At 68.8% G+C, this 22,646-nt stretch carries 21 protein-coding genes and 1 tRNA gene; 7 read left to right on the top strand and 15 right to left on the bottom strand.

Translation table 11 applies throughout. From position 1 onward, the window contains the following. Nucleotides 1–16: 16 nt before the first annotated feature. Nucleotides 17–859, top strand: coding sequence for a crotonase/enoyl-CoA hydratase family protein (locus Q0A27_RS08655; protein WP_291474654.1), 843 nt, complete (start codon nucleotides 17–19; stop codon nucleotides 857–859). Here Q0A27_RS08655 and gluQRS read toward each other — a convergent pair whose 3' ends face one another. Beyond that, nucleotides 860–1,771 (bottom strand): tRNA glutamyl-Q(34) synthetase GluQRS, encoded by a 912-nt coding sequence (gluQRS, locus tag Q0A27_RS08650; protein WP_291474653.1) that lies wholly within the window; start codon nucleotides 1,769–1,771, stop codon nucleotides 860–862. Nucleotides 1,772–1,861: 90 nt separating this feature from the next. On the opposite strand from gluQRS, the gene Q0A27_RS08645 reads away from it, so the two are divergent. Together Q0A27_RS08645 and Q0A27_RS08640 are read left to right on the top strand one after the other, a co-directional pair. Next, a complete protein-coding gene (locus Q0A27_RS08645; RefSeq protein WP_291474652.1) occupies nucleotides 1,862–2,497 on the top strand; it encodes a PadR family transcriptional regulator in 636 nt (211 codons plus the stop codon). Further along, a complete protein-coding gene (locus Q0A27_RS08640) occupies nucleotides 2,494–4,230 on the top strand; it encodes an AarF/UbiB family protein (protein WP_291474651.1) in 1,737 nt (578 codons plus the stop codon). Before Q0A27_RS08645 ends, Q0A27_RS08640 begins: the two co-directional genes overlap by 4 nt. Here the strand turns inward: Q0A27_RS08640 and Q0A27_RS08635 are convergent. Both Q0A27_RS08635 and Q0A27_RS08630 read right to left on the bottom strand, forming a co-directional pair. Further along, nucleotides 4,223–5,185, bottom strand: a complete 963-nt coding sequence (locus tag Q0A27_RS08635; protein ID WP_291474650.1) for an MOSC domain-containing protein — start codon at nucleotides 5,183–5,185, stop codon at nucleotides 4,223–4,225. The genes Q0A27_RS08640 and Q0A27_RS08635 overlap by 8 nt on opposite strands. Before the next feature lie 5 nt (nucleotides 5,186–5,190). Continuing rightward, nucleotides 5,191–6,216, bottom strand: coding sequence for an NADP-dependent oxidoreductase (locus Q0A27_RS08630; protein ID WP_291474649.1), 1,026 nt, complete (start codon nucleotides 6,214–6,216; stop codon nucleotides 5,191–5,193). Nucleotides 6,217–6,475: 259 nt separating this feature from the next. Between Q0A27_RS08630 and tgt the strand changes: the two genes are divergently transcribed. Then, on the top strand, nucleotides 6,476–7,816 hold the full coding sequence (gene tgt / locus Q0A27_RS08625; protein ID WP_291474648.1) for a tRNA guanosine(34) transglycosylase Tgt: 1,341 nt from the start codon (nucleotides 6,476–6,478) through the stop codon (nucleotides 7,814–7,816). 12 nt (nucleotides 7,817–7,828) lie between these two features. Here tgt and Q0A27_RS08620 read toward each other — a convergent pair whose 3' ends face one another. From Q0A27_RS08620 to Q0A27_RS08590, 7 genes are all read right to left on the bottom strand, one after another. Further along, nucleotides 7,829–8,524 carry an SDR family oxidoreductase gene (locus Q0A27_RS08620; protein ID WP_291474647.1) on the bottom strand — a complete coding sequence of 232 codons (696 nt, stop codon included), beginning with the start codon at nucleotides 8,522–8,524 and terminating at the stop codon, nucleotides 7,829–7,831. An 83-nt stretch (nucleotides 8,525–8,607) separates the two neighbouring features. Beyond that, nucleotides 8,608–11,124, bottom strand: a complete 2,517-nt coding sequence (locus tag Q0A27_RS08615; RefSeq protein WP_291474646.1) for an MMPL family transporter — start codon at nucleotides 11,122–11,124, stop codon at nucleotides 8,608–8,610. Nucleotides 11,125–11,188: 64 nt separating this feature from the next. Then, on the bottom strand, nucleotides 11,189–13,201 hold the full coding sequence (locus Q0A27_RS08610; RefSeq protein WP_291474645.1) for an acyltransferase family protein: 2,013 nt from the start codon (nucleotides 13,199–13,201) through the stop codon (nucleotides 11,189–11,191). Nucleotides 13,202–13,409: 208 nt separating this feature from the next. After that, nucleotides 13,410–13,496 (bottom strand) — tRNA-Ser (locus Q0A27_RS08605). A 37-nt stretch (nucleotides 13,497–13,533) separates the two neighbouring features. Then, a complete protein-coding gene (locus Q0A27_RS08600; protein WP_291474644.1) occupies nucleotides 13,534–13,710 on the bottom strand; it encodes a hypothetical protein in 177 nt (58 codons plus the stop codon). A gap of 78 nt (nucleotides 13,711–13,788) precedes the next feature. Next, on the bottom strand, nucleotides 13,789–14,217 hold the full coding sequence (locus tag Q0A27_RS08595; protein WP_291474729.1) for a nucleoside deaminase: 429 nt from the start codon (nucleotides 14,215–14,217) through the stop codon (nucleotides 13,789–13,791). Between the two features lie 58 nt (nucleotides 14,218–14,275). Continuing rightward, nucleotides 14,276–14,812 (bottom strand): tRNA adenosine deaminase-associated protein, encoded by a 537-nt coding sequence (locus Q0A27_RS08590; protein WP_291474643.1) that lies wholly within the window; start codon nucleotides 14,810–14,812, stop codon nucleotides 14,276–14,278. Between the two features lie 125 nt (nucleotides 14,813–14,937). On the opposite strand from Q0A27_RS08590, the gene Q0A27_RS08585 reads away from it, so the two are divergent. Continuing rightward, a complete protein-coding gene (locus tag Q0A27_RS08585) occupies nucleotides 14,938–15,921 on the top strand; it encodes a prephenate dehydrogenase (protein WP_291474727.1) in 984 nt (327 codons plus the stop codon). Nucleotides 15,922–15,940: 19 nt separating this feature from the next. Here the strand turns inward: Q0A27_RS08585 and Q0A27_RS08580 are convergent, their stop codons facing one another. The 5 genes from Q0A27_RS08580 to Q0A27_RS08560 are packed head-to-tail and all read right to left on the bottom strand — an operon-like array spanning nucleotide 15,941 to nucleotide 20,513. Further along, nucleotides 15,941–16,933 carry a hypothetical protein gene (locus Q0A27_RS08580; RefSeq protein ID WP_291474642.1) on the bottom strand — a complete coding sequence of 331 codons (993 nt, stop codon included), beginning with the start codon at nucleotides 16,931–16,933 and terminating at the stop codon, nucleotides 15,941–15,943. Nucleotides 16,934–16,988: 55 nt separating this feature from the next. Beyond that, complete coding sequence (locus Q0A27_RS08575) at nucleotides 16,989–17,930, bottom strand: hypothetical protein (RefSeq protein WP_291474641.1); 942 nt, start codon at nucleotides 17,928–17,930, stop codon at nucleotides 16,989–16,991. Next, nucleotides 17,914–18,738 carry a hypothetical protein gene (locus tag Q0A27_RS08570; protein ID WP_291474640.1) on the bottom strand — a complete coding sequence of 275 codons (825 nt, stop codon included), beginning with the start codon at nucleotides 18,736–18,738 and terminating at the stop codon, nucleotides 17,914–17,916. Before Q0A27_RS08570 ends, Q0A27_RS08575 begins: the two co-directional genes overlap by 17 nt. A gap of 55 nt (nucleotides 18,739–18,793) precedes the next feature. Further along, entirely contained in the window at nucleotides 18,794–19,795 is a 1,002-nt protein-coding gene (locus Q0A27_RS08565; RefSeq protein WP_291474639.1) for a hypothetical protein, read from the bottom strand. Nucleotides 19,796–19,841: 46 nt separating this feature from the next. Further along, entirely contained in the window at nucleotides 19,842–20,513 is a 672-nt protein-coding gene (locus Q0A27_RS08560) for a hypothetical protein (RefSeq protein ID WP_291474638.1), read from the bottom strand. 123 nt (nucleotides 20,514–20,636) lie between these two features. On the opposite strand from Q0A27_RS08560, the gene Q0A27_RS08555 reads away from it, so the two are divergent. Further along, the gene (locus tag Q0A27_RS08555; protein WP_291474637.1) at nucleotides 20,637–21,848 is read left to right on the top strand and encodes a histidine kinase; all 1,212 of its coding nucleotides are present in this window, start codon (nucleotides 20,637–20,639) and stop codon (nucleotides 21,846–21,848) included. A gap of 32 nt (nucleotides 21,849–21,880) precedes the next feature. Continuing rightward, a complete protein-coding gene (locus Q0A27_RS08550) occupies nucleotides 21,881–22,570 on the top strand; it encodes a response regulator transcription factor (protein ID WP_291474636.1) in 690 nt (229 codons plus the stop codon). The last annotated feature ends 76 nt before the right edge of the window (nucleotides 22,571–22,646 follow it).

The raw sequence follows: 22,646 nt of genomic DNA, 5'->3' as shown, positions 1-22,646 counted from the left end.
CGTTAGCGTGAACGCCATGGCCACCACTTCCCCTGAGCTGCCCACCCTGACCTTCACCGACGAGCCGGTGCGCATCGCGCACGTCCGACTGAACCGTCCGGAGAAACTGAACTCCCTGACCCTGGGCGTCCTCGATGAACTCATCGCGATCGCCGGGACGATCCGCGCCGACCGCAGCGTCCGCGCCGTGGTCATCGCCGGTGAGGGACGCTCCTTCTGCGCCGGCCTTGACTTCGCGTCCGCCATGAAGAAGCCGCAGGCCCTGGCGGCGAGTTTCGTGCCGCGGCCGTGGCGGGGCACCAACCAGTTCCAGGAGGCGTGCTGGGCGTTCCGCCGTCTGCCGGTGCCGGTCATCGCCGCGGTGCACGGCCACTGCTTCGGCGGCGGACTGCAGCTGGCGATGGCCGCGGACTGGCGGTTCACCACCGCCGACGCACAGTGGTCGATCCTCGAGTCCAAGTGGGGCCTGATCCCGGACATGTCCGGGCTGCAGTCCCTGTCCCAGCAGCTGCGGGCGGACATCCTCAAGCGGCTGACCATGACCGGCGAGATCGTCGACGGGGGCAAGGCCGTGGAGTTCGGCCTGGCCAGCGAGGTGGTCGACGGTGAGAGCTCAACGCAGGACGCCGTGGTGGACGCAGCGGTCGAACTCGCCGCGCAGATCGCCACCCGATCCCCCGACGCCACCGCCTACGGCAAGAAGCTCGTCGACGAGACGTGGACCCGCGGGGCACGCGCCACCTTCGCCCTCGAGCGGATCCGTCAGTTCCGGTTGCTCGTGGCGTCCAACACGAAGGTCGCCCAGAAGGCCGCGGCGAAGAAGATCACCCCGGTCTTCACCCGCCGCAACGTGCGGTAACTACTCCGCTGCCCACTGCACCGGGTCGTGGGAGAGCAGTGCCGGATCGGCGAGTGCGGCGTCCCCGATGGAGGCGTCGATCCAGGCCCGTGCCGCGGAGGCCTTCTCCGCGTAGGTCTCCCCCGGCAGCTGACGCAGCGTCACCGCACCGTCCCGTTTCGCCAGGCGCTGACCGGTCGGCCCCAGCACCAGCGGGACGTGCACGTACTCCACCTCCGGCAGTTCCAGCAGATGGGCGAGATAGGCCTGCCGCGGTGCGGAACTGAGCAGGTCGTCACCGCGGACGACCTGGTCGATGCCGGCCAGCGTGTCATCGACGACGACGGCGAGGTTGTAGGCGAAACCGGTGTCCTGCGCACCACCGCGGCGCAGCACCATGTCGTCGACGTCCCCGGTGTACCGGCCGTCGACCGCCTCGTCAGAGAACACCTCAGGCACCGACCATTCGGTGACCTGCGCGCGCAGCCGAAGCGCCGGAACGCGCCCCACCGCCGCCAGTTCCTCCCGCTTCTGTTCACGCTGAACCTCGGTGAGATCCCGGCAGGTTCCCGGGTAACGGCCCGGCACGGCGTGGGGCGCACGGGCTGCCTCGGCGATGTCCCTGCGCGAGCAGTAGCACTCGTAGACCAGGCCGTCCTCGACGAGCCGGTCGAGGGCGACCTCGTAGCGTTCCAGGGTGTCCGACTGCCGGGCGAGCGCTCCGTCCCAGGTCAGTCCCACCGACTCCAGGTCCTCCAGCTGCCGGTCGGCGGAGAGCTCCGAGGAACGGGCGGCGTCGATGTCGTCGATGCGCAGCCGGAATCCGCGTCCGGTGGAGCGTGCCCACGCTTCGGCGAGTACCGCCGTCCGCAGGTTTCCGAGGTGCAGGTCTCCGCTGGGACTGGGCGCGTAGCGGCCGTTGCCGTGGGTCATAACTCACAGGGTAACCGCAGGGTCTCCGGCGTAGCCTGGGTGGTGTTCCCACACCACCACACCACGACCGTCATACCGGGAGGTACAGACATGACCGACAGGAAGCCGTCCGACGGTTCCCAGGACTTCAACGGGCTGTTCGACATGATCCGCGGACTGCGCGAGGACTTCGCTGCCAGGCGTCCCCGCCTGGAGATCACGAAGGACGCCGAGGACCGTGACATCCGTGCCGCCGTGCTCAGCGTCCTCGCCGCCACACCGTCGACCGGAGCGGGGGTGATCCGGGCGATCACCGAGCGGTCCACCGACGACCGGGAGCCGGCCGCCGCCGAGGTCTACCCCACCCTCCAGCTGCTCGTCGACGAGGGCCTGGCCACCGTCGCCGATGATGAAGGACGCCGCACCTTCACCCTCACCGAGGCGGGACAGGACGAAGCCTCCGCCACCGGAGACGAGGACACGGACGCCGATGACTGGGCCGGATTCTTCGCCCCGTTCCGCAGTTTCGCGGAGAACACACCGTTCGCCGGGAGCTTCGCCGGAGCCCGCGGTGACCTGCCGAAGGCCGGGGTGAAGCTCAGCCAGGCGGTGCACCAGACCGTCGTCGGAGGTGACGGACAGCAGGTCGAGAAGGTCACCGCACTACTCGACGAGACCCGCCGGAAGATCTACGGCATCCTCGCTGAGGAGTCCACCGAAGAGACACCCGAAAACACCGGGGAGTGAGCACACCCCGCCCCGGCGGTCACCGGCTCCGGGCCCGCTACCGGCGCATCATGGCCTTCGGGCTGTCCGTGATGCTGCAGGTCTGGTGGTTCGACCTGGTGCTGCCCCGGATCGGCCTGCGGGCCTGGAGCCGGAAAGGCCAGACGAAACGGTTGACCGGGACCGCCATGCGGTTCCGTCGGCTGGCGACCGACCTCGGTGGCCTGATGATCAAGGTCGGGCAGTTCATGTCCACCCGCATCGACATGCTCCCACCACAGGTCACGGATGAACTCGCCGCCCTGCAGGACAATGTCCCCGCTGTCGGATTCGCCGAGGTCCGCGCCCAGGCCGAGACTGACCTGGGGATGCCGTTGTCGCGCGCCTTCGCGACCTTCACCGGGGAGCCGATCGCCGCAGCCTCGCTGGGGCAGGCCTACCGGGCGCGACTCACCCCCGCCCTCGCCACTGAAGCGGGGTACACCGATGTCGTGGTGAAGGTGCAGCGCCCCGGAATCGCCGAGGTCGTGGAGGTGGATCTGGCCGCGCTGCGGAAGATCGCCGGCTGGTTGGCGAAGGTTCCGTTCATCGCCGGACGCGCCGACGTGCCCGCACTCATCGAGGAATTCGCGGACACCAGCCACGAAGAGATCGACTACCTTCACGAAGCTGCGGAGGCGGCGTCCTTCCGGAAGGAGTTCGGAGACGCCCCAGGCGACGGTCCGCGGACCCGCGCGCCGCAGATCGTGTGGGAGCGCAGCACCCGCCGCGTCCTGACACTGCAGGACGTCACCGCGGTGAAGATCAGTGACGTCGCCACATTGCGCGGTCTCGGGATCGACCCCTCTGACGTGGCCGTGCGGCTGGCCGAGGAGATGTTCACGCAGCTGTTCACGACCGGACATTTCCACGCCGACCCGCACCCGGGGAACATCTTCGTCACGCCGGGGCTGAAGCGTGGCGAGTTCACGCTCACCTTCATCGACTTCGGGATGACCGGGCACATCGATGACACGCTGCGGGACGGGCTGCGGTCGTTGGTCATCGCCGTGGGGCTGCGCGACGGCCCCGGGATGGTCACCGCTATGCAGTCACTGGGCGTGCTGCTCGACGGGGCGGACACCGACACCCTCGCCGAGGCGATGACCGAGCTCTTCGACCGCTTCGGCGGGATGGCCGTGACCGATCTGCAGCACGTGGCCCCGAAGGAGTTCGAGGAGTTCGCGCACCGGTTCCGCGACGTGATCCGGTCGATGCCCTTCCAGCTGCCGGAGAACTTCCTGCTCATCATGCGTGCGGTGTCGATGCTGTCGGGGCTGTGTTCCACGCTCGACCCGGAGTTCAACATCTGGGAGTCGGTGACGCCCTTCGCAACGCAGCTGATCCGGGAACAGGCCGGCGCGTCGGCATCGGAGATCGCCCGGCGTGCCGTCTCCTCCGCGGCGGCGACGGCGAAGACCGTGGTCGCCCTTCCCGGACGCCTCGACCATGTGATCGGGGTGGTCGAGAGCGGCGACCTGTCGGTGAAGACGCCGCAGGTCGAGCACCAGCTCAAGCGGCTGGAGCGGGCGGCGGTGCGGGTGGTCGCGGCGATCATCTTCGTCGGTCTGGTGGTCGGCGGGGCCGTGCTGCGCGGGTCAGCGGGCGCCGGGGACTCGTGGAGTACCGCGGCGAACGTGGTCGGCATCGTGATGATGGGTCTGTCGGTGCCGCCGCTGCTCTACGCGGTCTTCGGTGGTCGCCGGGTCAGCTGAGCACGCTGACCGCATCCCCGACACGGAGGACGCCACCGGTTCCGGAATTGCTGCCGACCTCACCGGAACCCGTGGCATCCGTGGGCAGCAGGAGGACGCCGAGTGTCGGTTCGGTCTGGCCGACCTCCTTGGTCAGCACCTTGAGCAGGTTCGCGTCGCGGACGCCGGTGTCCGGGTTCGCGGTGACCGCCATGCAGCGCACGATGGTCTTCTGCGCGGTGAACCGGACCTCGCCCACGGTGAGGTCGGTGTTGTCCGCCGCCCAGTCCAGCTCGGTCCAGGCAGGAACCCCGTCGATGACGACGTTGGACCGGAACCGGCGGTCGTCGAGAGGCACCTCTCCGTTCGCGGCACCGTGCGCGGCACCGTTCGCCTGCTCCAGCTCCCTCACCGACTCCTCCGAGTGCAGGGAGACGAAGCCACGCGGCCGGTCCTGGAACCGGGCGCTCTCCCCGTCACCGACGAGTTCCAGGGGAAGTCTGCCCGTACGCCTGAGCCTTTTCGCGTCCGGACCTGCGAGGATCCAGTCGGCCAAGGCATCACAGATCTCGCGGCGTCCTTCCTGGTCAAGCCCTGCGGAGACCAGGACCGCATCATTGTCCGTGCGGTCACGGAAGCTCAGCGTCCTCCCGTCGAAGTCGACGCGCAGCCGGGCAAGAGTCGGGAAATCCTGCAGGCACAGTCCCTTCGCCTTCGGCCAGTAGTCCAGACCGTCCTTCTCCTCCGGTGTGGCGGAGTCCGCGAACCGGACGGCGAGGACGCGGTCCCCGGCGATCCGGCCATCCGGCTGGACCGTCAGAGACTTACACGGCTGCGGAGTGAACCCCTTGACGGGGTAGCGGTAGAGCGCTGCAACGTTGCCGACCTTGCTGACCTTGCTGACCTTGCTGACCTGGGCATCCTGGGCATCCTGGGCATCCTGGGCATCCTGGGCATCCTGGGCATCCTGGGACATGACGGTTAATCTACCTTGATCAGCAGCTTGCCGAAGTTCTTCCCCTCGAGCAGACCGATGAAGGCCTCCGGAGCGTTATCCAGGCCCTCGACGATGTCCTCCTTGTGGACGATGGTGCCGTCGGCGACCTTCGGGCCGATCTCGTCGAGGAACTCGTCGTAGTGCTCGGCGAACTCCGTCTGGATGAACCCACGGACCAGCACACTCTGCGTGAGGATCGTGTTCATCGTGGCGGGCAGCCGGTCATGGTCTCCCAGGCCACCGGTGTTGTAGTCGGCGACGAGCCCACACACCGGCACCCGCGAATACAGGTTGAGCAGCGGACGCACCGCGTCCCACACCGGACCGCTGACGTTCTCGTAGTAGACGTCCACCCCGTCCGGACAGGCGGTCCTGAGGTTCCGGTAGAAGTCCGGGTCACGATGGTCGACGGCGGCGTCGAAGCCGATACCCTCACTGACCCAGGCGCACTTCTTCTCACCACCGGCGATGCCCACGGCGCGGGCCCCGGCGAGCTTGGCCAGCTGGCCGACCATCGACCCGACCGGTCCGGACGCCGCGGCAACCGCCACGGTCTCCCCCTCCTGCGGCTTGCCGATGAACTTCATACCGGCCCAGGCGGTGAATCCGGGCATACCGAGGACGCCGAGTGCGGTGGTCTCCGGTGCACCGGAGGTCCGCACCTTGCGGACGGTGTGGACCTTGGCCGCGGGGATGACGGCGGCGTCCACCCAGCCGGTGCGCCAGAGCACCCGGTCACCTTCGGTGAAGTCCGGGTTCTTCGAGGCGACGACCTCGCTGACGGTCTCGCCCTCCATGATGCCGTCGACGGGAACAGGTGCGGCGTAGGATTTCGCGTCACTCATCCGGCCGCGCATGTACGGATCGAGAGAGAGGTAGTGGACCTTGACCTCGATGTCACCGTCAGCGAGTTCGGGAAGCTCGACGTTCTCTGTGCGGAAATGCTCCGGGCCGGGTGCCGCTTCCGGACGGGATGCGAGGACGATCTGGCGTGCGGTGCGGGTGGTCATGCTGTACCTGGTGCTCCTTGACGAGGGGGTGATTGTCCTCCCCGAGGGTAGCTACGGTACCCGCGCTCAGGCCGAGAGCCCGTAGGTCGGGTGGTGCAGGGTGGGTTCAGCGGACCTGTCCACCCTGAGGCACTCGACCTGGCACCAGAGAGGCGCCGGCAACGACTCGACCGGGTGGTCCGACGGCCCGGAAACAACCTCCCGGGTCGTAGCCGGCGCGGTCAGGTCCGGGGGCCCTCGCCGGATAGACTGGTCAACCATGACTGACTCTGCGTCCGAGCCTGCCTCGAAGCCGGCGCCCGAACAGACCTCCCCGGCGGCCTTCCCCACCGACACCACCTTCGATCTCGGCACCAGGATCGGCGAGGTGGACGGTGCCCCGGTCCACGGCCGCACCGGCGTGATCCACACCCCCCACGGCGACATCCACACTCCCGCCTTCATCCCGGTCGCCACGAAGGCCACGGTCAAGACGCTGACCCCGGAGCAGGTCCGCTCCACCGGCGCAGAGGCGATCCTGTCGAACGCATACCACCTCTACCTGCAGCCCGGCGAGGACATCGTCGACACCGCCGGCGGCTTGGCCGAGTTCGAGAACTGGCACGGCCCGACCTACACCGACTCCGGCGGATTCCAGGTCATGAGCCTGGGTGTGGGCTTCAAGAAGGTGCTGGCGATGGACGTCGCCAACCTCACCGACGCCGATATCCGCGCCGCGAAGAAGGAGCGGATGGCGCAGGTCGACGAGGACGGTGTGGACTTCAAGTCCGTCATCGACGGCTCCATGCACCGCTTCACCCCGGAGAAGTCGATGCAGATCCAGCACGGTCTCGGCGCGGACATCATGTTCGCCTTCGACGAGCTGACCACGCTGGTCGACACCCGCCGCTACCAGGAGGAGTCCGTCGAGCGGACGCACCGTTGGGCCCGTCGCTGTCTCGTCGAGCACGACCGGCTCACCACCGAGCGGACGCACCGCCCGCTGCAGTCACTGTGGGGTGTGGTGCAGGGCGCGCAGTATGAGGACCTGCGGCGCAAGGCCACCCGCGGTCTCGTGGAGCTGTCCGCAGAGGCGGAGAAGGAAGGACGCCGCGGCTTCGGCGGCTTCGGTATCGGTGGCGCGCTGGAGAAGGAGAACCTCGGCACCATCACCGGCTGGGTGTGTGATGAGCTTCCCGATGACAAGCCCCGCCACATGCTGGGGATCTCCGAGCCGGATGACCTGTTCACCTGTATCGCCGCCGGTGCGGACACCTTCGACTGTGTCGCCCCGACCCGGTTGGCCCGCCGTGGTGGTGTCTACACCCTGGACGGTCGACTGAACCTCATGGCGTCCCGTCACAAGCGGGATTTCATCCCGATCGACGCGGAGACCGGCGGCTACGTCAACGAGCACTACACCCGCGCGTACATCCACCACCTCCTCAAAGCGAAGGAGTTCCTCGCGGGGACACTGTGCACCCTGCACAACATCAACTTCATGATGACGCTGACGCGCAACATCCGGACCGCCATCGAGGAGGGACGCTTCACCGAGTACCGCGACGAGTTCCTCGGCCGCTACTATGCGGACAAGGCTCCGGAACTGCGCGGGAGGTAGCGCAGGGCGCAGCTATCCCTGCGCCCCACCGATCCGGGTGTGCACCTCCGTCCGCGACGAGTACATCGCCCAGACCTGATCGGCAACGTCGCCGGGGTCGATCGCGTCCGGACCTGCATCCGGGGTGCCCTTGACTGTCCCGTCGACGACGATCTCACCGGCGTACACGCCCTGACCACGCAACCGCGCGGCGAGCAGTCCGACGAGCTTCGTCTTGGCGGCGCACTCCAGGGCCACGCCGTCGCCGCCGAAGGAGACCGCGTAGGCGTCCTTCCGGTCGTCCCGGAGGCCGAGGGCACCGTTGACGACGAGCACCGCCCCGCGCTGGGATTTCAGGTCGTCGAGTGTGGCCTGCACCGTGCTGACCAGGCCGGACACGCCGATATCGAAGACCCGGCCGACGGTGTCCGGGTCATCGGAGAGCACGTCCCCGACGATGACGGAGCGGTAGGCGGTGAACACGACCGCGGACACCGGCCCGTGCCGGGCCTGTACCTCACGGACCGTGTCACTGATGGACGCCGGGTCGGAGGCGTCCCCGACGAAGGCATGGGCCTCGGTACCGGCGTCCCCGAGTTCGGCGACGCCGGTACCGAGGCGTTCGGTGTTGCGTCCGACCAGCGCCACCTTCCAGCCTTCGCGGCCGAAACGGTGGGCGATGGACCGGGAATTGCCGGGTCCGTACCCGACGATGAGGAGAAGAGACATGAGGCTGCACTCCTGGGGTGTGGTGGGGCCGGATGGTGGGCACCCGGCCCGGAATGTGTGGTACACCCCACACTACGCCCGCGTCAGGCGTCCACCCGGTCCTTCACCGGCTCATCATCCATCTTCTCGATCGCACCGGAGGCGTAGGCCTTCTCCAGCTTCTCGCCCTCCACGTCGAACGTGGGGAGAATCCGATCCAACCACTTCGGCATGTACCAGGTGGCACGCCCGGTGATGAACATCAGCGCAGGCACCAGCGTCATCCGGATGAAAAAGGCGTCGAAGAGTACGCCGGCACCGAGGGCGAAACCGAAGACCTTGATGAACGGCAGCGGCTGGGCGATGAAGGAGGCGAACACGGCGATCATGATCAGCGCGGCCGCAGTCACCACACGTGCACCCATGCCGAATCCCCGGACCACGGAATCCTCGACGGCGTTGAAATTCCCGGCTGATCCGTCAGCCACTGCCTGGTGAGAGTGCTTGGTCCACCTCTCCCTCATCCGGGACAGAATGAACACTTCATAATCCATGGCCAGCCCGAAGGTCACGCCGATGAGGAAGATCGGCATGAAGCTGATCAGCGGGCCCGGCGAGTCGATGAGGCCCCACAGGCCCTCCTGCCAGAACAGCACCGTCACGCCGAAGGCCGCGCCGATGGAGAGCAGGAACCCGGCCGCCGCGACCAGCGGCACCATCAGCGAGCGGAACACCATCAGCAGCAGCACCAGTGCCAGACCCACGACCAGCCCCAGGTAGACCGGCATCGCGTCCTCCAGCCGGTCGGTGACGTCCTGCTGGATCGGAGTGAACCCGGTGATACCCATGTCCACCCCGGTCTCCGCCTCGATCCGGGACTGCTCACTGCGCAACTGGCCGATGAGCTGCACCGTCTGTTCGTCGATCGGCCCGGTCGTGGGCGTCACCAGGATCTGCGCGGTTGTACCGTCCTCCGACGCGCTGATGAGCTGCGAGTGCTCCACACCGACATTGTTGCCCAACTGGTCCTTGATCACCACGAAGGACGCCTGGGCCGGGTCAATTCCACCGTCCACCAGCGGTTTCAGCGACTCTGCCGCCGGGTCGACGTTCTCGGCGTCCACGATGACGAGCAGCGGGGAGTTCCGCCCCGCACCGAAGCCGTCCTCGATGAGTTCGGCGGACTTACGCTGTGTCGTCGACTCCGGCGAGGTCATGTCCGAGGGCAGCGAGAGCTGCAGGTTCTTCGCCGGCAGGGTCAGCAGCACCAGGACCGCGATGACGATGACCACGAACAGGCCCGGGGCACGGTGGATCAGCATCACCCAGCGGGTGCCCAATGTCGGCGCATACGGATTGCGGGCCTTGCGCGCGTCACCCGAGGTCCCACCGAACCGTCCGGACAGTCGGGCGAGAACATCCGGCTTCCGACGCTTCCCGTGGCGTCCCCGTGCCGGGGAGCTGTCCGGGATGTCACCGCGACCGAAGGCGGCGTCCTTCCGGAAGACGCGGTCCCCGGCGAAGCCCAGCAGTGCGGGAAGCAGCGTCAACGCGACGAGCACGGCGATGAGCACGATGGCCGCGGCGGCGAAGCCCATGTAGGTGAGGAACTCGATGTTCGCCAGGGCCAGACCGACGAGAGCGACGACGACCGTCAGCCCGGCGAAGACCACCGCGGAACCGGCCGTACCGACCGCCAGACCCACGGCGTCCGGCCTCGATCTGCCGTGACGCAGTTCGTCCCGGAAACGGCTCATGATGAACAGGGCGTAGTCGATACCGACGGCAAGTCCGATCATGATGCCGAGCACCGGGGTGATGTTGTTCAGCTGCACGAAGGCCGTCGCACCGGTGATGCCCAGCGCTCCCAGGCCCACACCGATGAGCGCGGTGATCAGCGGCAGGCCCGCGGCCAGCATCGACCCGAAGGTGAAGACCAGGACGATGAAGGCGACGATGACGCCGATGACCTCACTGATCGGCTCGATCTCGATGGGGTCGCCGAAGCCGGCGCCACCGGCCTCCGCCTGCAGCCCGGCGTCGCGGGCGATCTGCAGTGCGTCGTTCACCGCGTCCTTGTCAGCGGTGGTGACGTCCGCGGGCAGGTCGACGTCGAAGGAGAAACTGGTGGTGCCGGTCGTTCCGTCGGCACTGACCAGGGCGACATTCGCGGCGTCCGCCTCGGCGACCTGCTGCGACAGCCCCATCTCCGTCTCCGAGGAGATGAGCAGGTCGGTCTGGGCGTCGTTCGCGGTGACCGGGTCGGTGAGTTCCTCGCGGGCCTCATCGGTCAACGCGGAGACGTTGTCGCGGACCGCGTCGACGGACTCCTCCACTGCGGCCGCGACCTCCGGGTCGGTGAGCGTCTTCCCCTCGGGGGCCTGGTAGACGAGGGTGACCCCGGCGTCCTCCATCGGATTCTTGGTGCCGGGGAACTTGTCCATCAGCATCTCGGTGGCGTGCTGGGAAGGCACGTCGTCGATCGAGAAAAGGTCGTTGTACCCCTTCTGGAACGCCGTGGAAAGACCACCGACCACCACGAGGACGCCGAGCCAGACCACGAGAACGGACTTCCGGTGGAGGAAGGACCAGCGGCCGAGGCGGAAGAGGAAGGTAGCCATGGCCGACCATCCTAGGCGACATGGCTGGGAAGGCTGAGGAAGACCCGGAAAGATCCCGGACCGGCTACTCGGCCCCGGAGGTCACGACCGTTCCGCCCTTCACCGGGTCCGGCCCGCCGGCCGGGAAGGCCCGGGCGAGGGCGGCGGCGAACATCCGGCCGCGGGCGGCGTTGCCCTCGGCGTTGTAGTGCACGTCGTCACCGTCGAGGAACCAGTCCATGTGGTCGGCGACCTCGGAGGCCCAGTCCCACACGACGGCGTTGGGGTAGTCCTTCATGGTGTTCTCGAGGATCTCATTGAATTTCTGCATGTTGGCGTCGGCGTAGTAGCCGTCGTCGATGCGGGTCTTCGCGGTGGACCACATGACGCGCTGACCGTCGAGCTGGTCCATCATCATGCGGACGCGGGTCTCTTCGTCGTAGTTCGCGCCGGCGGCGACGTTCGCGGCGTCGTTCACACCGGTGCCGATGACCCAGCAGGTGCCCTCGGGCTGGTCGTAGGTCAGCAGTTCCGCGACGGAATCGACCGCTGACGGGTAGTCCTCGAAGCCCTCGGTGGTGTTGCGTCCACCGAAGACACTGGTCTCGACCTCAGGCGCGCCGTGCTCGATGTACTGGTTCTCGCCGACGTCGTCAGGGTCGGGCAGCATCTCCGGGTTGAAGATCCCGAGCGAGGTCGAATCACCGACGTGGATGACCTTGGTGCAGGCCATCTGGCTGACGCCGTCGGCCGCAGCCTCGGCGGCGTCGGCCCCGTCGGCGGTGACGGGGCCGTCGTTCTCGACCTCCATGGCCTGGCCGCCGGTGCCGTCGGTGGACGCGCCGGACGCACCGCCGTCCGGGTCGGCGAGGACGGCGGGTGCACCGATGACGATGACGGCGGAGAGCACCACACCGGAGCCGGCCCCGGCGTAGCGCTGGATCCGGCCACGGCGCTTCACCGGGACGGCCTTGTCGAGCTTCCACTCGGCCCACCAGTCCTTCACCGGACCGACCACGCCGTGGCGGCGGACCGGGTCCTCGAAGTACCTCCAGCTCAGGGCGGAGAGCACCACGGAGATACCGGCGGTGAGCACGAGGGAGAGCAGCAGCCTGTCCTGGACCCAGCCGGCCGGGAGGAAGGCGATGACGGGCATGTGCCAGAGGTAGATGCCGTAGGACCGCTCGCCGAGCCACCGCATCGGCAGGCAACCGAAGACGGCCGACCACACACCGGTGGGGCGCAGCACCGCGAGGATCGCGCACACCGCGGCGACGCTGAGCAGGGCGATGCCACCCTGGTAGAGGAACATGTCGTCCTGGTCGACGAGGATGACCATCGCGAGGATGCCGGCGACACCGACCAGTCCGAGGACCGCGGCGGCGGGCCCGTTGGGCTGCGTCGACTTCCCGGCGGACCGACGGGACGCCAGCCAGACGGCCAGGGCGGCGCCGAGCAGCAGTCCGCCGGCACGGGTGTCGGTGCCCTCGTAGGCACGGGTGTTGTCCGCACCGTCGGTGGCGAGCCACCACATCAGCCCGAAGGACGCCGCAGCGAGGACGACCGTCGCCCAGGCCACCAGTGTGCGGCGGCTGCGCAGCAGGAACAGCAGCCCGAGCAGGATCAGCGGCCAGACCAGGTAGAACTGCTCCTCCACCGACAGGGACCACATGTGGTCCAACGGCCCCGGACCGCCGAAGTTGTCGAAGTAGGACGCCTCGGAGAAGATCGTGTGCCAGTTGTTGACGTAGAAGAACGTCGAAAGCCCTTCACCGGCCCGGTCGGTCAGTGCGCCGCGGTCGAGGGCGACGGTGAGCAGGAGGACGGCGATGACCGTGACGATCATCGCGGGGGCCAGGCGCCGGAAGCGGCGGAGCCAGAAGGTCTTCAGGCCGAGGTTGCCGCGCCGGTCCCAGGACCGCATGAGGTTGGCGGTGATGAGATAGCCGGAGAGGGTGAAGAAGACACCCACTCCGAGCAGTCCGCCGGGGACGCCGCCGACACCCAGGTGGAAGAGAATCACCACGGTGACCGCGAGTGTGCGCAGTCCGTCCAACCCCGGGACATACGTCGTCCCCTTGTCCACCGGCTTCGGCACTGTGCCCTGACCTTCTTTCTGCTGTGGTCCACCCTTGTTCCGCCGGAGACAACCGTAGCAACGGGGTCGGACAACTCCGCATCACAGCGAGGTGAGAGCCGTACACTCCGCAGAATGCCCGTTTCTGACCACCCCTCCCCACCCCCGTGGCAGGTGACATGTCAGAACCCCGGCACCGGGGATCCGGTACCGGGGTTCTTTTTTCCGGCGGTGGCGGAGGGATTTGAACCCCCGGTTGTTATTACACAACACTCGCTTTCGAGGCGAGCACCTTCGGCCGCTCGGACACGCCACCGTGGAACAGGATAACGCACCGGGGTCGGTAACGGAAATTACTCTCCGGCCAGCTTGTCCAGGCCGCTACGGACGGCGCCCTTGGCCTTGTCGCCCTTGTCACCCTTGGCGACCTTGTCGATCGCGCTGTCGGCGGCGCCCTCGATCTTGTCGCGGTTGTCGGAGACGGCGCCCTTGGCCTTGTCCGCGTACTTCTTCAGGTCATCGATGCCCATGGTGGTTCCCTTCGGAGAGTCGGTGGTCCGGGGGTGGAGGCCCGGCCGGTGTGGCCGACAATACACACTCCGGCCCGGTCACCGTCGGGAACTGAAGAACTCCCGGACCAGATCCTCACATTCGTCGGGCAGCACTCCACCACGGACCTCCAGTTCGTGCAGCGGGGATTCGCGGGCCACGTCGAACACCGAGCCGCAGGCCCCGGTCCGCGGCTCCCACGCCCCGAAGACCACGGTGCGCACCCGGGCACCGACCATCGCCCCGGCACACATGGCGCAGGGTTCCAGGGTGACCACGAGAGTGCAGTCGGTCAGCCGCCAGGCGTCCCCGTGGGTGACCGCGGCGGCCCGCAGGGCGAGGACCTCGGCGTGCGCGGTGGGGTCGGTGTCCGCCTCCCGACGGTTCGTCGCCACGGCGAGCTCGGTGCCGTCGGGAGCGTAGACCACCGCACCGACCGGCACATCACCGTCCGGGGTGGACGCCGCGACCTCCAGTGCCCTGGCCATCCGTGCGCGGTCACGCACCGTGGTCGCGGGGTCCGGCAGTCCGTCGCCGATCAGGGGACTATTCGTCGCCGACAAGGTCAGCGAGCTCCTCGTCGAAGAGGTCGGCGAGCTCGTCCCCGAAGCCCAGGTCTCCGGCGATGGAGAGCAGCTGGTCGGAGGCGTAGATCTCGGCGTCGTCGAAGAGGACGGAGAGGGACTGCCCACCGACGCCGAGGTCGGTGAGGATGCCGAAGTCACCCTCGGGCCAGGGGGCGTCGGGGTCGTCGGCCTCCTCGATCTCCTCGTCGGTGGGGGCGTCGAGACCGAGCTCGTCGAGGATGTCCGCGGCGAGCCGCACCCCGTCGACCTCGGGATCGTCCTCGTCCTCAAGGGCGACGGTCGAGTCACCGAGCAGCAGTCGGGCGCCGCCCGGGGCGGGGCGCACCAGGGCAGCCCAGTCATCGTCGACGGAGACCAGTCCCAGCAGGACACCCTCCGCACGCATGTCCCGCAGCCGACGGACCAGCGGGGCCAGACCGTCGGGAACGGACCGTTGCACCACGCGCAGATTCCAGACCCCGTCGGTGAGGTGTGCTGCGACGACGAAACCACTCATGGGCGCTACGGTAGTCGGCTTTGTGCCACACTTGGTAGGTGACTTCTCCGAATCCCGACCTGACCACCGCACATGTCGACGGACAGCCTGCTGCCCACCCCCGTTCCCCCGGACGGTCCGGTCCGGTGTGCGTGCTCGGAACGGGTCTGATCGGCGGCAGTCTGCTGCGTGATCTTGCGGCTGCGGGAACCCCCGCCTTCGGGTGGAACCGGTCGACCGCGACGGTCGAGGCGGCATCCTCCGACGGTTTCGACGTCTCCGGCGATCTCGTCGCCACATTGACCCGCGCCGAGCGGGAGGACGCCCTCATCGTGCTCGGTGTCCCGGTCCCCGCACTGCCGGCGATGCTCGAGGCGGTGGCCACCCATGCCCCGTCCTGCGGGCTCACCGATGTGACCTCGGTGAAGGGTGAGGTGCTGCAGCTGGTCGAGGACCACGGCCTGTCCCGACGGTTCGTCGGTGGCCACCCGATGGCCGGCACCGCGGACTCCGGCTGGGACGCGACCCAGGAGGGGCTGTTCCACGGGGCGGTGTGGGTGGTGACGACCGACGGCGCACCGGCGGACGGCACCCCCGAGGACGCCGACTGGCTGCAGGTCTGGTGCCGGGTCGTGGACATGGCGGTGCAGGTCGGTTCGGTGGTCGTGCCGGCCCGCGCCCGGAAGCATGACAGGGCCGTCGCCCGCATCTCCCACCTCACCCATGTCCTCGCCGAAGCGCTCGCGGTGACCGCGGACCAGGGCGGGGCGCTGGCGCTGTCCCTGGCGGCGTCGAGTTTCCGTGACGCCACCCGGGTCGCCGGTACCGAACCGGACCTGGTCCGGGCGATGTGCGAGAACAACCGGGAGGCCCTGGTCACCGCGCTCGACGAGGCGATGGAGCTGCTGGCCGAGGCGCGGGAGAATCTGGCGGACCCGGAACGGGACATCTCCGGCCTCGTCGACGCCGGTCATGACGCCCGGCTGCGCTACGAGGCGCGGGCCGGGCGGGTGAAGGGCGGGCCGACGGACCGGCCGTACATCCAGCTGCGTCCCGGCGCCGCCGGCTGGCTGGACCAGCTGCACTACGCCGAGAGCATCGGCGCGCAGATCGGGCTGCTGGAGGTCTGACCGGCGACCCGGCGTCCCGCTATGTCTCGGCGGGAGGGACGGAGTCCGGGACCTGGCACTCCGCCACACCACCCTCGCTGCCGAGGTCGGTGATCACCGGGGCGAGCGCCTCGGCCAGAGCGGCGGAGGCCTCCCGGGCGGTGGCGTCGGTGGCGTCACCGGGCACGATCGTGAAGGCGACGGGGACCTGGTGGTCGGCTTCGCCGACGAGCCCGAACTCGCGGAACAGGTAGGTGCCGTCGTTCTCGTCACCCCAGCCGCCCTTGAACCGGGCGCCCGGCAGCTGACCGAGACCGTCCCGGTGCTCGTCGACGACATGCCCCATCTGGTCGAGGATCTGCTCCGCGCCGGGGAGGCAGGCCATGCGGTTGGCGAAGATGACCTGGTTGTCGAGGGTCCAGTAGATGTCTCCGAAGCCCTCGTAGTCCTCCCGGTCACGGTCCCCCTCGGCGTCGGTGGGGTCACCGGCCTGCCGGAAGACGCCGTCGACGGCGGCCGAGGACTCCTCCTCGGTGCCGAGGGACTCCCAGAGCCGCAGGGCGGCGTCATTGTCCGACCGGGTCAGCGCGAGAGTGAGGTCGTCGGCGAGGACGGTGGGGTCCTGCCCTGCGTCCAGCGCGTTCTGGACGGCGGCGAAGGCGATCGGGACCTTGACCGTGGACCAGGCGTGCAGATCACCGGACTCACCGGCGTGGACCACGCCGCCCCCGGCCCGCAGACTGATGCCCACCTGGGCATCGAAACGTTCGCTGATGTCGTTGACGACAGCCTCGATGCGGCGGGTCGCATCCTCGGCCTGCTCCTGCGCGGTCGGGCGGGACGCCTCGGTCGCCGCGCTCTCCAGGGCAGACTGTTCCCGGTCTGCCGAGCTCTCGGAGGAGGACCCGGAATTCAGGGCCGTGACGACGACAGTGACGCTGAGAATCAGCAGCAGGATGGCGCCGAGGGTCCACAGACCCGCGGTGCCTCCCCGGCTCTGCCCGTCTCTTCCGTCTTCGTTCCAATCAACCACCCCACGACCATAGAGCATCAACCTGTGGATGGGCGCAGGAGACGGAACGTACTGTTCAGCAGATCGATTCCACGCCGTGGGCGCTGCCGAGGGTGCCGCCGAGCTGGTCGACGATCTCACTGAGGGCCGCGGAACCGGACTCGTAACTGCCGTCCGGGGAGGTCACGGCAACAGCCACCGGGACCAGGGTGCCGTCGGCACCGGGCACCAGCCCGAACTGGCGGACCTGGTAGCTGCCGGAGGCGTCGGGGCCCCAGCCACCCTTGTAGCGCGCATCGGGGATCCGGCCGAGACCGTAGTCCTGCCCGGCGGAGATCTGCCCCATGGCGTTGAGCACCGGCTGCGCCCCGGTGAGGCAGGAGAGTCCGTCGGCGAACCGCACCTGGTCGGCGGTGGACCACAGGGTCTGACCGAAGGAGGTGAACCCGTCGCGGACAACCCGGGTCTGCACGGTGGTGGATTCGTCACCGCCGTCACGCAGCACCTCCTCGACCTTCGTACCGGCGGTGGCGGGGTCCCCGAGGGAATCCCAGAGTGCCTGGGCGGCGTCATTGTCGGACGCGGTGATCGCGGAGGTGACGTTGCTCTGGACTGTCGCGGCGTCCGACAGGGAGCTGCCGTCGTCGACGGCGCGCAGTGCGGCGACGGCGACCGGGACCTTGCTCGTCGACCAGGCGGCGGTGGTCTCCAGGTCACCGGCGGTGACGACCGTACCGTTGTCGAGGTAGGCCAGCGAGTAGGGGACGTCGACGTCCACCTCCGCGCCGTCGGCGGAACCGGTGGCCGGTGCGGCAGTAGTGGACGTGGCAGGACCGGTGGGGTCCGGCGCTCCGTCGTCGGTGACGGTGACGACGGTCTGCCCGGCGTCGGCGTCCTCATCGTCGACGGTGCCGATGACGCAGCCGCTGAGTGTGACGGTGGTGAGGAGTGCGGTGACGACCGCGGGGACGACCGCGGGGATGAGCGGTGCGGGACGCCGGTCAGGCGATGTAGACATGGGCGTCGTTGCCTCCGGTGCAGTGGATGTAGCTCCCCTGGTCCGAGCAGCTCATCGTGTAGGTCCGGCCGGTGGTCGGGCTGGATGCGGTGACGGTCTGGTCGGTCTTCCGGTCGACGCGGTAGGCCTCGACATAGGCGTTGCGCACGTTCTCGGCGAAGCCCGGGGTGGTCGGGCCGGACAGCCAGATGGAGTTGAAGTTTCCGGTGGGCTCACCGTTCGACGCCGCCGCATTCACCGGGGTGACGCCACCGGGCAGGTCGGCGCTGGTGGGCCGGGCCTGGGAGGCGGTGGTGCTCGGGGCGGAGTCATCGCTGTTCCCGGTGCCCCCGGTGTCCCCGGCGTCCGGCGGCACGACAACCGTGGTGGTCGCCGGGGAGGACGCACCGTTGTCGGAGTCGTCCGAGCCGAAGAGGTTGTTCCACTGGGTGGCCAGCAGGACGCCGAGGGCGATGACCAGCAGGATCACCACGATGACCAGGGCGATCTTCGTGCCGTTGCCGCCACCGTTGCCCTGCTGGTCCTGTCGGTACTGCGGCCCCTGGGGCCCCTGGGGTTGCTGCGGGTCCGGCAGATACCCCTGAGGCTGGTTCTGGCCCTGCTGACCCTGCGGGCCCCACTGGCCGGACTGGAAGGGATTGTGCTGGTAGCCGCCGGCGCCGGCTGCCCCCGCAGCACCTGCCGCACCGGCCTGTCCCGGGGTCACCGGAGGGAAGATGCGGGTGGCGTCATCCTCGCCGCCACCGGAACCACCCGGTACGCCACTCCCGGATCCTTCCGGGGGTGTGTAACCCCAGCCCTGGGTCATTGTGTTTCCTTCCGTACATTTTCCTGAGTCAGGCTTCAGTGTATGCCAGCGTGCGTCACTGCATCATCATGTACTCCTCGGCGGACACCGGCTCCTCATCGGAGGCGTCCGGCACGCTGGCCGGGACCTGGCATTCGGCCGTGCCACCGTTGTCCGCCGCAGCCTCGAGCACCGGCCCCAGCGCCTCAGCCAGGGCCTGTGCGGCCTCCCGGGCGGTGGAGTCCAGACCGTCATCGGGGACCACGGCGATGGCGACAGGGACCTGACGGGCCTTCTCCCCCACCAGTCCGAACTCACGCAGCACATAGGTTCCGTCGTTCTCCGGACCCCACCCGCCCTTGAAGCGGGCACCGGGCAGCACACCGAGGCCCATCCGGTGGACCGCGATGACCTGCCCCATTTCGTCGAGGACCGGTTCCGACCCGTCCAGGCAGGCCATGCGGTCGGCGAAGGTCACCTGGTCGTCGAGGGTCCAGTGGATGTCACCGAAACCGGTGTAGTCCGGCTCGCTCTCCGCGGCGACCGCGTCGGTGGGGTCCCCGGTCTCCTTGAGGACCTCCGTCAGCGCGGCCGACCCCTGCTGCCAACTGCCGAGGCTGGTGAACAGGCGCATCGCGGCGTCATTGTCGGACATGGTCATCGCGGCGGTGATGTCGTCGGCGATGTACCCGGTGGTGCCGTTGTCCTCGGCGTGCTGCTGTGCGGCGATCGCCACCGGGACCTTCGTCGTCGACCAGGCGCGGACCTCCTGCAGCTCACCGGCATGCAGCACCTCACCGTCGGACTTCAGGCTCACACCGAGGGACGCGTCGTAGCTCCGGGAGACCTCCTCGACGATCCGGTCGATCTCGTCGGGGATCCGCTCGGAGTCCAGGGTGTCCAGGGTGTCCCGGCTGTCAGCCTGCGCCTCCTGCGCCTCCTGCTCCTCCGTGCCGCCGTCGTCCCTGCCGGTGACGATGAGGACGGTGACGACCACGGCGAGTATCACGAGGAGTACCGGGCCGATGATCCACCGGCCGGGGCGTCGCGTCCTCTGATCAGGTCGGGTATCGGTCATGGGAGTGACTGTAGATCACGGACCTGACGGGCCAGGAGTCGGAGAGTCAGGACCACGGCCAGGATTCCTTCACCGGCGCCCCGTCGTTCTGCCGCCAGCTGTTGGCCGTCACCGCGGCATCGGCGACATTGGCCATCGCCCGACATCCTGCCCCTCGCAGCCCGGCGTCCGTACAGGACCCAGTCATCCGGGACGCCAACTGCCGGTCCAGCGCCGGACGTACCCCACGCGGGATGTCCTCACCGGTGGCGTCGGCGACGCGCAGCAGGTCATAGCCCAGGTCGTGGGTGAGGCAGGCCGGGATGAAGGACGCCGGCAGCGGAACCGGGGAGGAGCAGTCCCCCTCCGGATCCGAGGGGACACCGTCGACGACCACCGGCTGATACCCCAGTTCCCCGGTGATCTCCTCAGGCAGGGCCGCGATCCAGGCCTCCGCGTCAGTCACAGCGGACACGTCGTCCTGATCACCGTCGACACCCACCGCGGCGAGGTCCTGCGCGGCCGCGACGGCGGACCCGGGCAGCGCCGGCGCAGTGTCCGCGGCGTCAGCAGCATCCCTGACGACTGCAGTGTCTGCGCTGTTCTCGACCCGTGCCGCGTCCACCGGTACGGCCGCCGCCGTCGACCCGCCGAGGGCGAGCACCAGCGTCGCGGCGATGCGGGAGGTGAGGAGGTAGCGGGGACGGGTCAGCAGGGTGCGGGTAGAGAGGCGTGTCATGACCGTGAACGCTATGGAGCGCCGTCCACCGCCCGGATCCCTCACGGCAGTGATCTTCCCCGCCACCCGAATCACCCTGGAGAGGGATGTCCTGTCCCACGTCGCGCTCTAGTGTCAGAAACCATGAGCCCCACCCTGCATCGTCCCCGGTTCACCCGTCAGCGGTCCACCCGACCGTTGTCCACCTTGCGGACGAACCCGCAGGTGCGGCAGTACGGCGCCCCGGCGCTGGTGGTCCTGTTCGCGGGCATCCTCTTCGCCGTCGCCTGGCCCACCTTCCATCTCACCCACTCCCTGCACGCGGCGATCGTGCCGCTGCTCGCCGCCGCCGGCACGTGGCCGGTGATCACCGCCGTGCGCTGGCCGGTGGTGTCCTGGTCGGTCGTCGCGGCCGCCTGCCTGATCAGCCGTCCGCTGCACGACAACCCCGACTTCGCCCTGGGCTGGCCGGTCGCCTTCCACCTCGCCCTGGCGTTCACCCTGGCGGTCGTCGTCCTGCGCGGACCGGCCCGTGACGTGGCCTTCGCCGTCACCGGCACCGCCCTGCTGATGCTGACCAACCCGACGGAGGTCATCGTCGGCTGGCTCGTCGGCGCACTGGTGTGGCCCGTGTTCTTCCTGCTGCTGCGCTGGCTGCTCGCCTCCCGACGCCAGGTGAAGACGGAGACCACCCGCGCGACCGAGCAGTCCCAGCTGCGGGTGATGGCCGAGGAGCGCAACCGGCTGGTCCGTGACCTGCATGACGTGGTCGCCCACCAGATGTCGATGATCGTGGTGCAGTCACAGTCCGCGCCCTACCGGCTCCAGGACGTCACCCCGGCAGTCCACGCCGAGTTCGACTCCATCGCCGGTACCGCCCGTGAGGCTCTCAACCAGGTCCGCGAACTGCTCGGGGTGCTGCGCTCGGACGCCGAATCCGGGGCCACCACCCCGGTCGGCGCCGACCAGATCGAACCGGTACTCACCACCGCCCGGCGCGCCGGCATGGACCTCACCTGGACCCTCGACAATTCCGTCGACTCCCTCGACGACACGGTCGGGGTGGTGCTGCAACGCGTCCTGCAGGAATCCCTGTCGAACGCCTCCCGCCACGCGCCGGGCGGGAAGGTCCTGGTCAACCTGACTGTCACAGAGAAGGACGGACGCCGCGACGCGGACCTGACCGTCGACAACGGTCCGGCCGCTCCCGGGGAGATCGTCCCCCCGGAACACAGTGGCGGGGCGGGGATCCCGGGCATGGCCGCCCGGGTGCAGGCAGTCGGCGGATCGTTCACCGCCCTGCCCGCCGCCGACGGCGGGTTCAGCGTCCGTGCCGTTGTCCCGGTCTCCCGGTGAGCACGGGTGAACGACAGGTAGGTTCGGTGTCCATGGGAGATATCACCGTCACCGTCGTCGACGACCAGGCCATGGTCCGGCAGGGTTTCGCCGCCCTGCTCGGTGCCCAGCCGGACATCACCGTCGTGGGGGACGCCGCCGACGGTGCCCAGGCTGTCGAGCAGGTCACCCGGCTACACCCGGACGTGGTGTTCATGGATGTCCGGATGCCGGTGATGGACGGCCTGGAGGCCGCCCGCCGCATCCTGTCCACCGGGCTGGACCCGGCACCGAAGATCGTCATGCTCACCACCTTCGACCTCGACGACTATGTCTTCGAGGCACTGCAGATGGGCTGTTCCGGATTCCTGCTTAAAGACGCCCCGGCCGACGAACTCCTCCGGGCTGTCCGCCTCGCCGTGACCGGGGAGGCACTGCTCGCCCCGTCGGTGACGAAACGCCTCATCGAGGACGCCGTGGCGAAGCGTCCTGCCGGACGCACCCGACCCGGTGACGGGAACGCCGCCGGGCAGGCGGCGCTGCGGGCGCTGAAGACGTTGACGCCCCGCGAGCACGAGATCCTGGAACAGATCGCCACCGGCCGGTCCAACCAGGAGATCGCCGAGACCCTGTTCATCTCCGAGGAGACGGTGAAGACGCACGTGCGCAAGGTGCTGCAGAAGCTGTCCCTGCGTGACCGGGTGCAGGCCGTGGTCTTCGCCTACGAGAACGGCGTGGCCTGAGGCCCCTCCCTCTGGCCCCTCCCTCTGAAGGGTGAGCCACGAATCCCCCGTCACGGGGATCCGGCCGGTGACCTGA

It is taken from the genome of Corynebacterium sp. (assembly GCF_022712275.1).
GTDB lineage: Bacteria > Actinomycetota > Actinomycetes > Mycobacteriales > Mycobacteriaceae > Corynebacterium.
Note: the sequence above shows the minus strand (reverse complement) of the source record. Positions and strands in the feature narration are given on the sequence as shown.

What these genes read in the sequence shown, in the direction of transcription:
- tgt (WP_291474648.1), top strand. Translation starts at nt 6,476, where the DNA reads ATGACTGACTCTGCGTCCGAGCCTGCCTCGAAGCCGGCGCCCGAACAG.
- Q0A27_RS08590 (WP_291474643.1), bottom strand. Translation starts at nt 14,812, where the DNA reads ATGAGTGGTTTCGTCGTCGCAGCACACCTCACCGACGGGGTCTGGAAT.
- Q0A27_RS08550 (WP_291474636.1), top strand. Translation starts at nt 21,881, where the DNA reads ATGGGAGATATCACCGTCACCGTCGTCGACGACCAGGCCATGGTCCGG.
- Q0A27_RS08600 (WP_291474644.1), bottom strand. Translation starts at nt 13,710, where the DNA reads ATGGGCATCGATGACCTGAAGAAGTACGCGGACAAGGCCAAGGGCGCC.
- Q0A27_RS08575 (WP_291474641.1), bottom strand. Translation starts at nt 17,930, where the DNA reads ATGTCTACATCGCCTGACCGGCGTCCCGCACCGCTCATCCCCGCGGTC.
- Q0A27_RS08555 (WP_291474637.1), top strand. Translation starts at nt 20,637, where the DNA reads ATGAGCCCCACCCTGCATCGTCCCCGGTTCACCCGTCAGCGGTCCACC.
- Q0A27_RS08570 (WP_291474640.1), bottom strand. Translation starts at nt 18,738, where the DNA reads ATGACCCAGGGCTGGGGTTACACACCCCCGGAAGGATCCGGGAGTGGC.
- Q0A27_RS08630 (WP_291474649.1), bottom strand. Translation starts at nt 6,216, where the DNA reads ATGACCACCCGCACCGCACGCCAGATCGTCCTCGCATCCCGTCCGGAA.
- Q0A27_RS08645 (WP_291474652.1), top strand. Translation starts at nt 1,862, where the DNA reads ATGACCGACAGGAAGCCGTCCGACGGTTCCCAGGACTTCAACGGGCTG.
- Q0A27_RS08615 (WP_291474646.1), bottom strand. Translation starts at nt 11,124, where the DNA reads ATGGCTACCTTCCTCTTCCGCCTCGGCCGCTGGTCCTTCCTCCACCGG.
- Q0A27_RS08620 (WP_291474647.1), bottom strand. Translation starts at nt 8,524, where the DNA reads ATGTCTCTTCTCCTCATCGTCGGGTACGGACCCGGCAATTCCCGGTCC.
- Q0A27_RS08595 (WP_291474729.1), bottom strand. Translation starts at nt 14,217, where the DNA reads ATGGCCAGGGCACTGGAGGTCGCGGCGTCCACCCCGGACGGTGATGTG.
- Q0A27_RS08565 (WP_291474639.1), bottom strand. Translation starts at nt 19,795, where the DNA reads ATGACCGATACCCGACCTGATCAGAGGACGCGACGCCCCGGCCGGTGG.
- Q0A27_RS08635 (WP_291474650.1), bottom strand. Translation starts at nt 5,185, where the DNA reads ATGTCCCAGGATGCCCAGGATGCCCAGGATGCCCAGGATGCCCAGGAT.
- Q0A27_RS08560 (WP_291474638.1), bottom strand. Translation starts at nt 20,513, where the DNA reads ATGACACGCCTCTCTACCCGCACCCTGCTGACCCGTCCCCGCTACCTC.
- gluQRS (WP_291474653.1), bottom strand. Translation starts at nt 1,771, where the DNA reads ATGACCCACGGCAACGGCCGCTACGCGCCCAGTCCCAGCGGAGACCTG.
- Q0A27_RS08655 (WP_291474654.1), top strand. Translation starts at nt 17, where the DNA reads ATGGCCACCACTTCCCCTGAGCTGCCCACCCTGACCTTCACCGACGAG.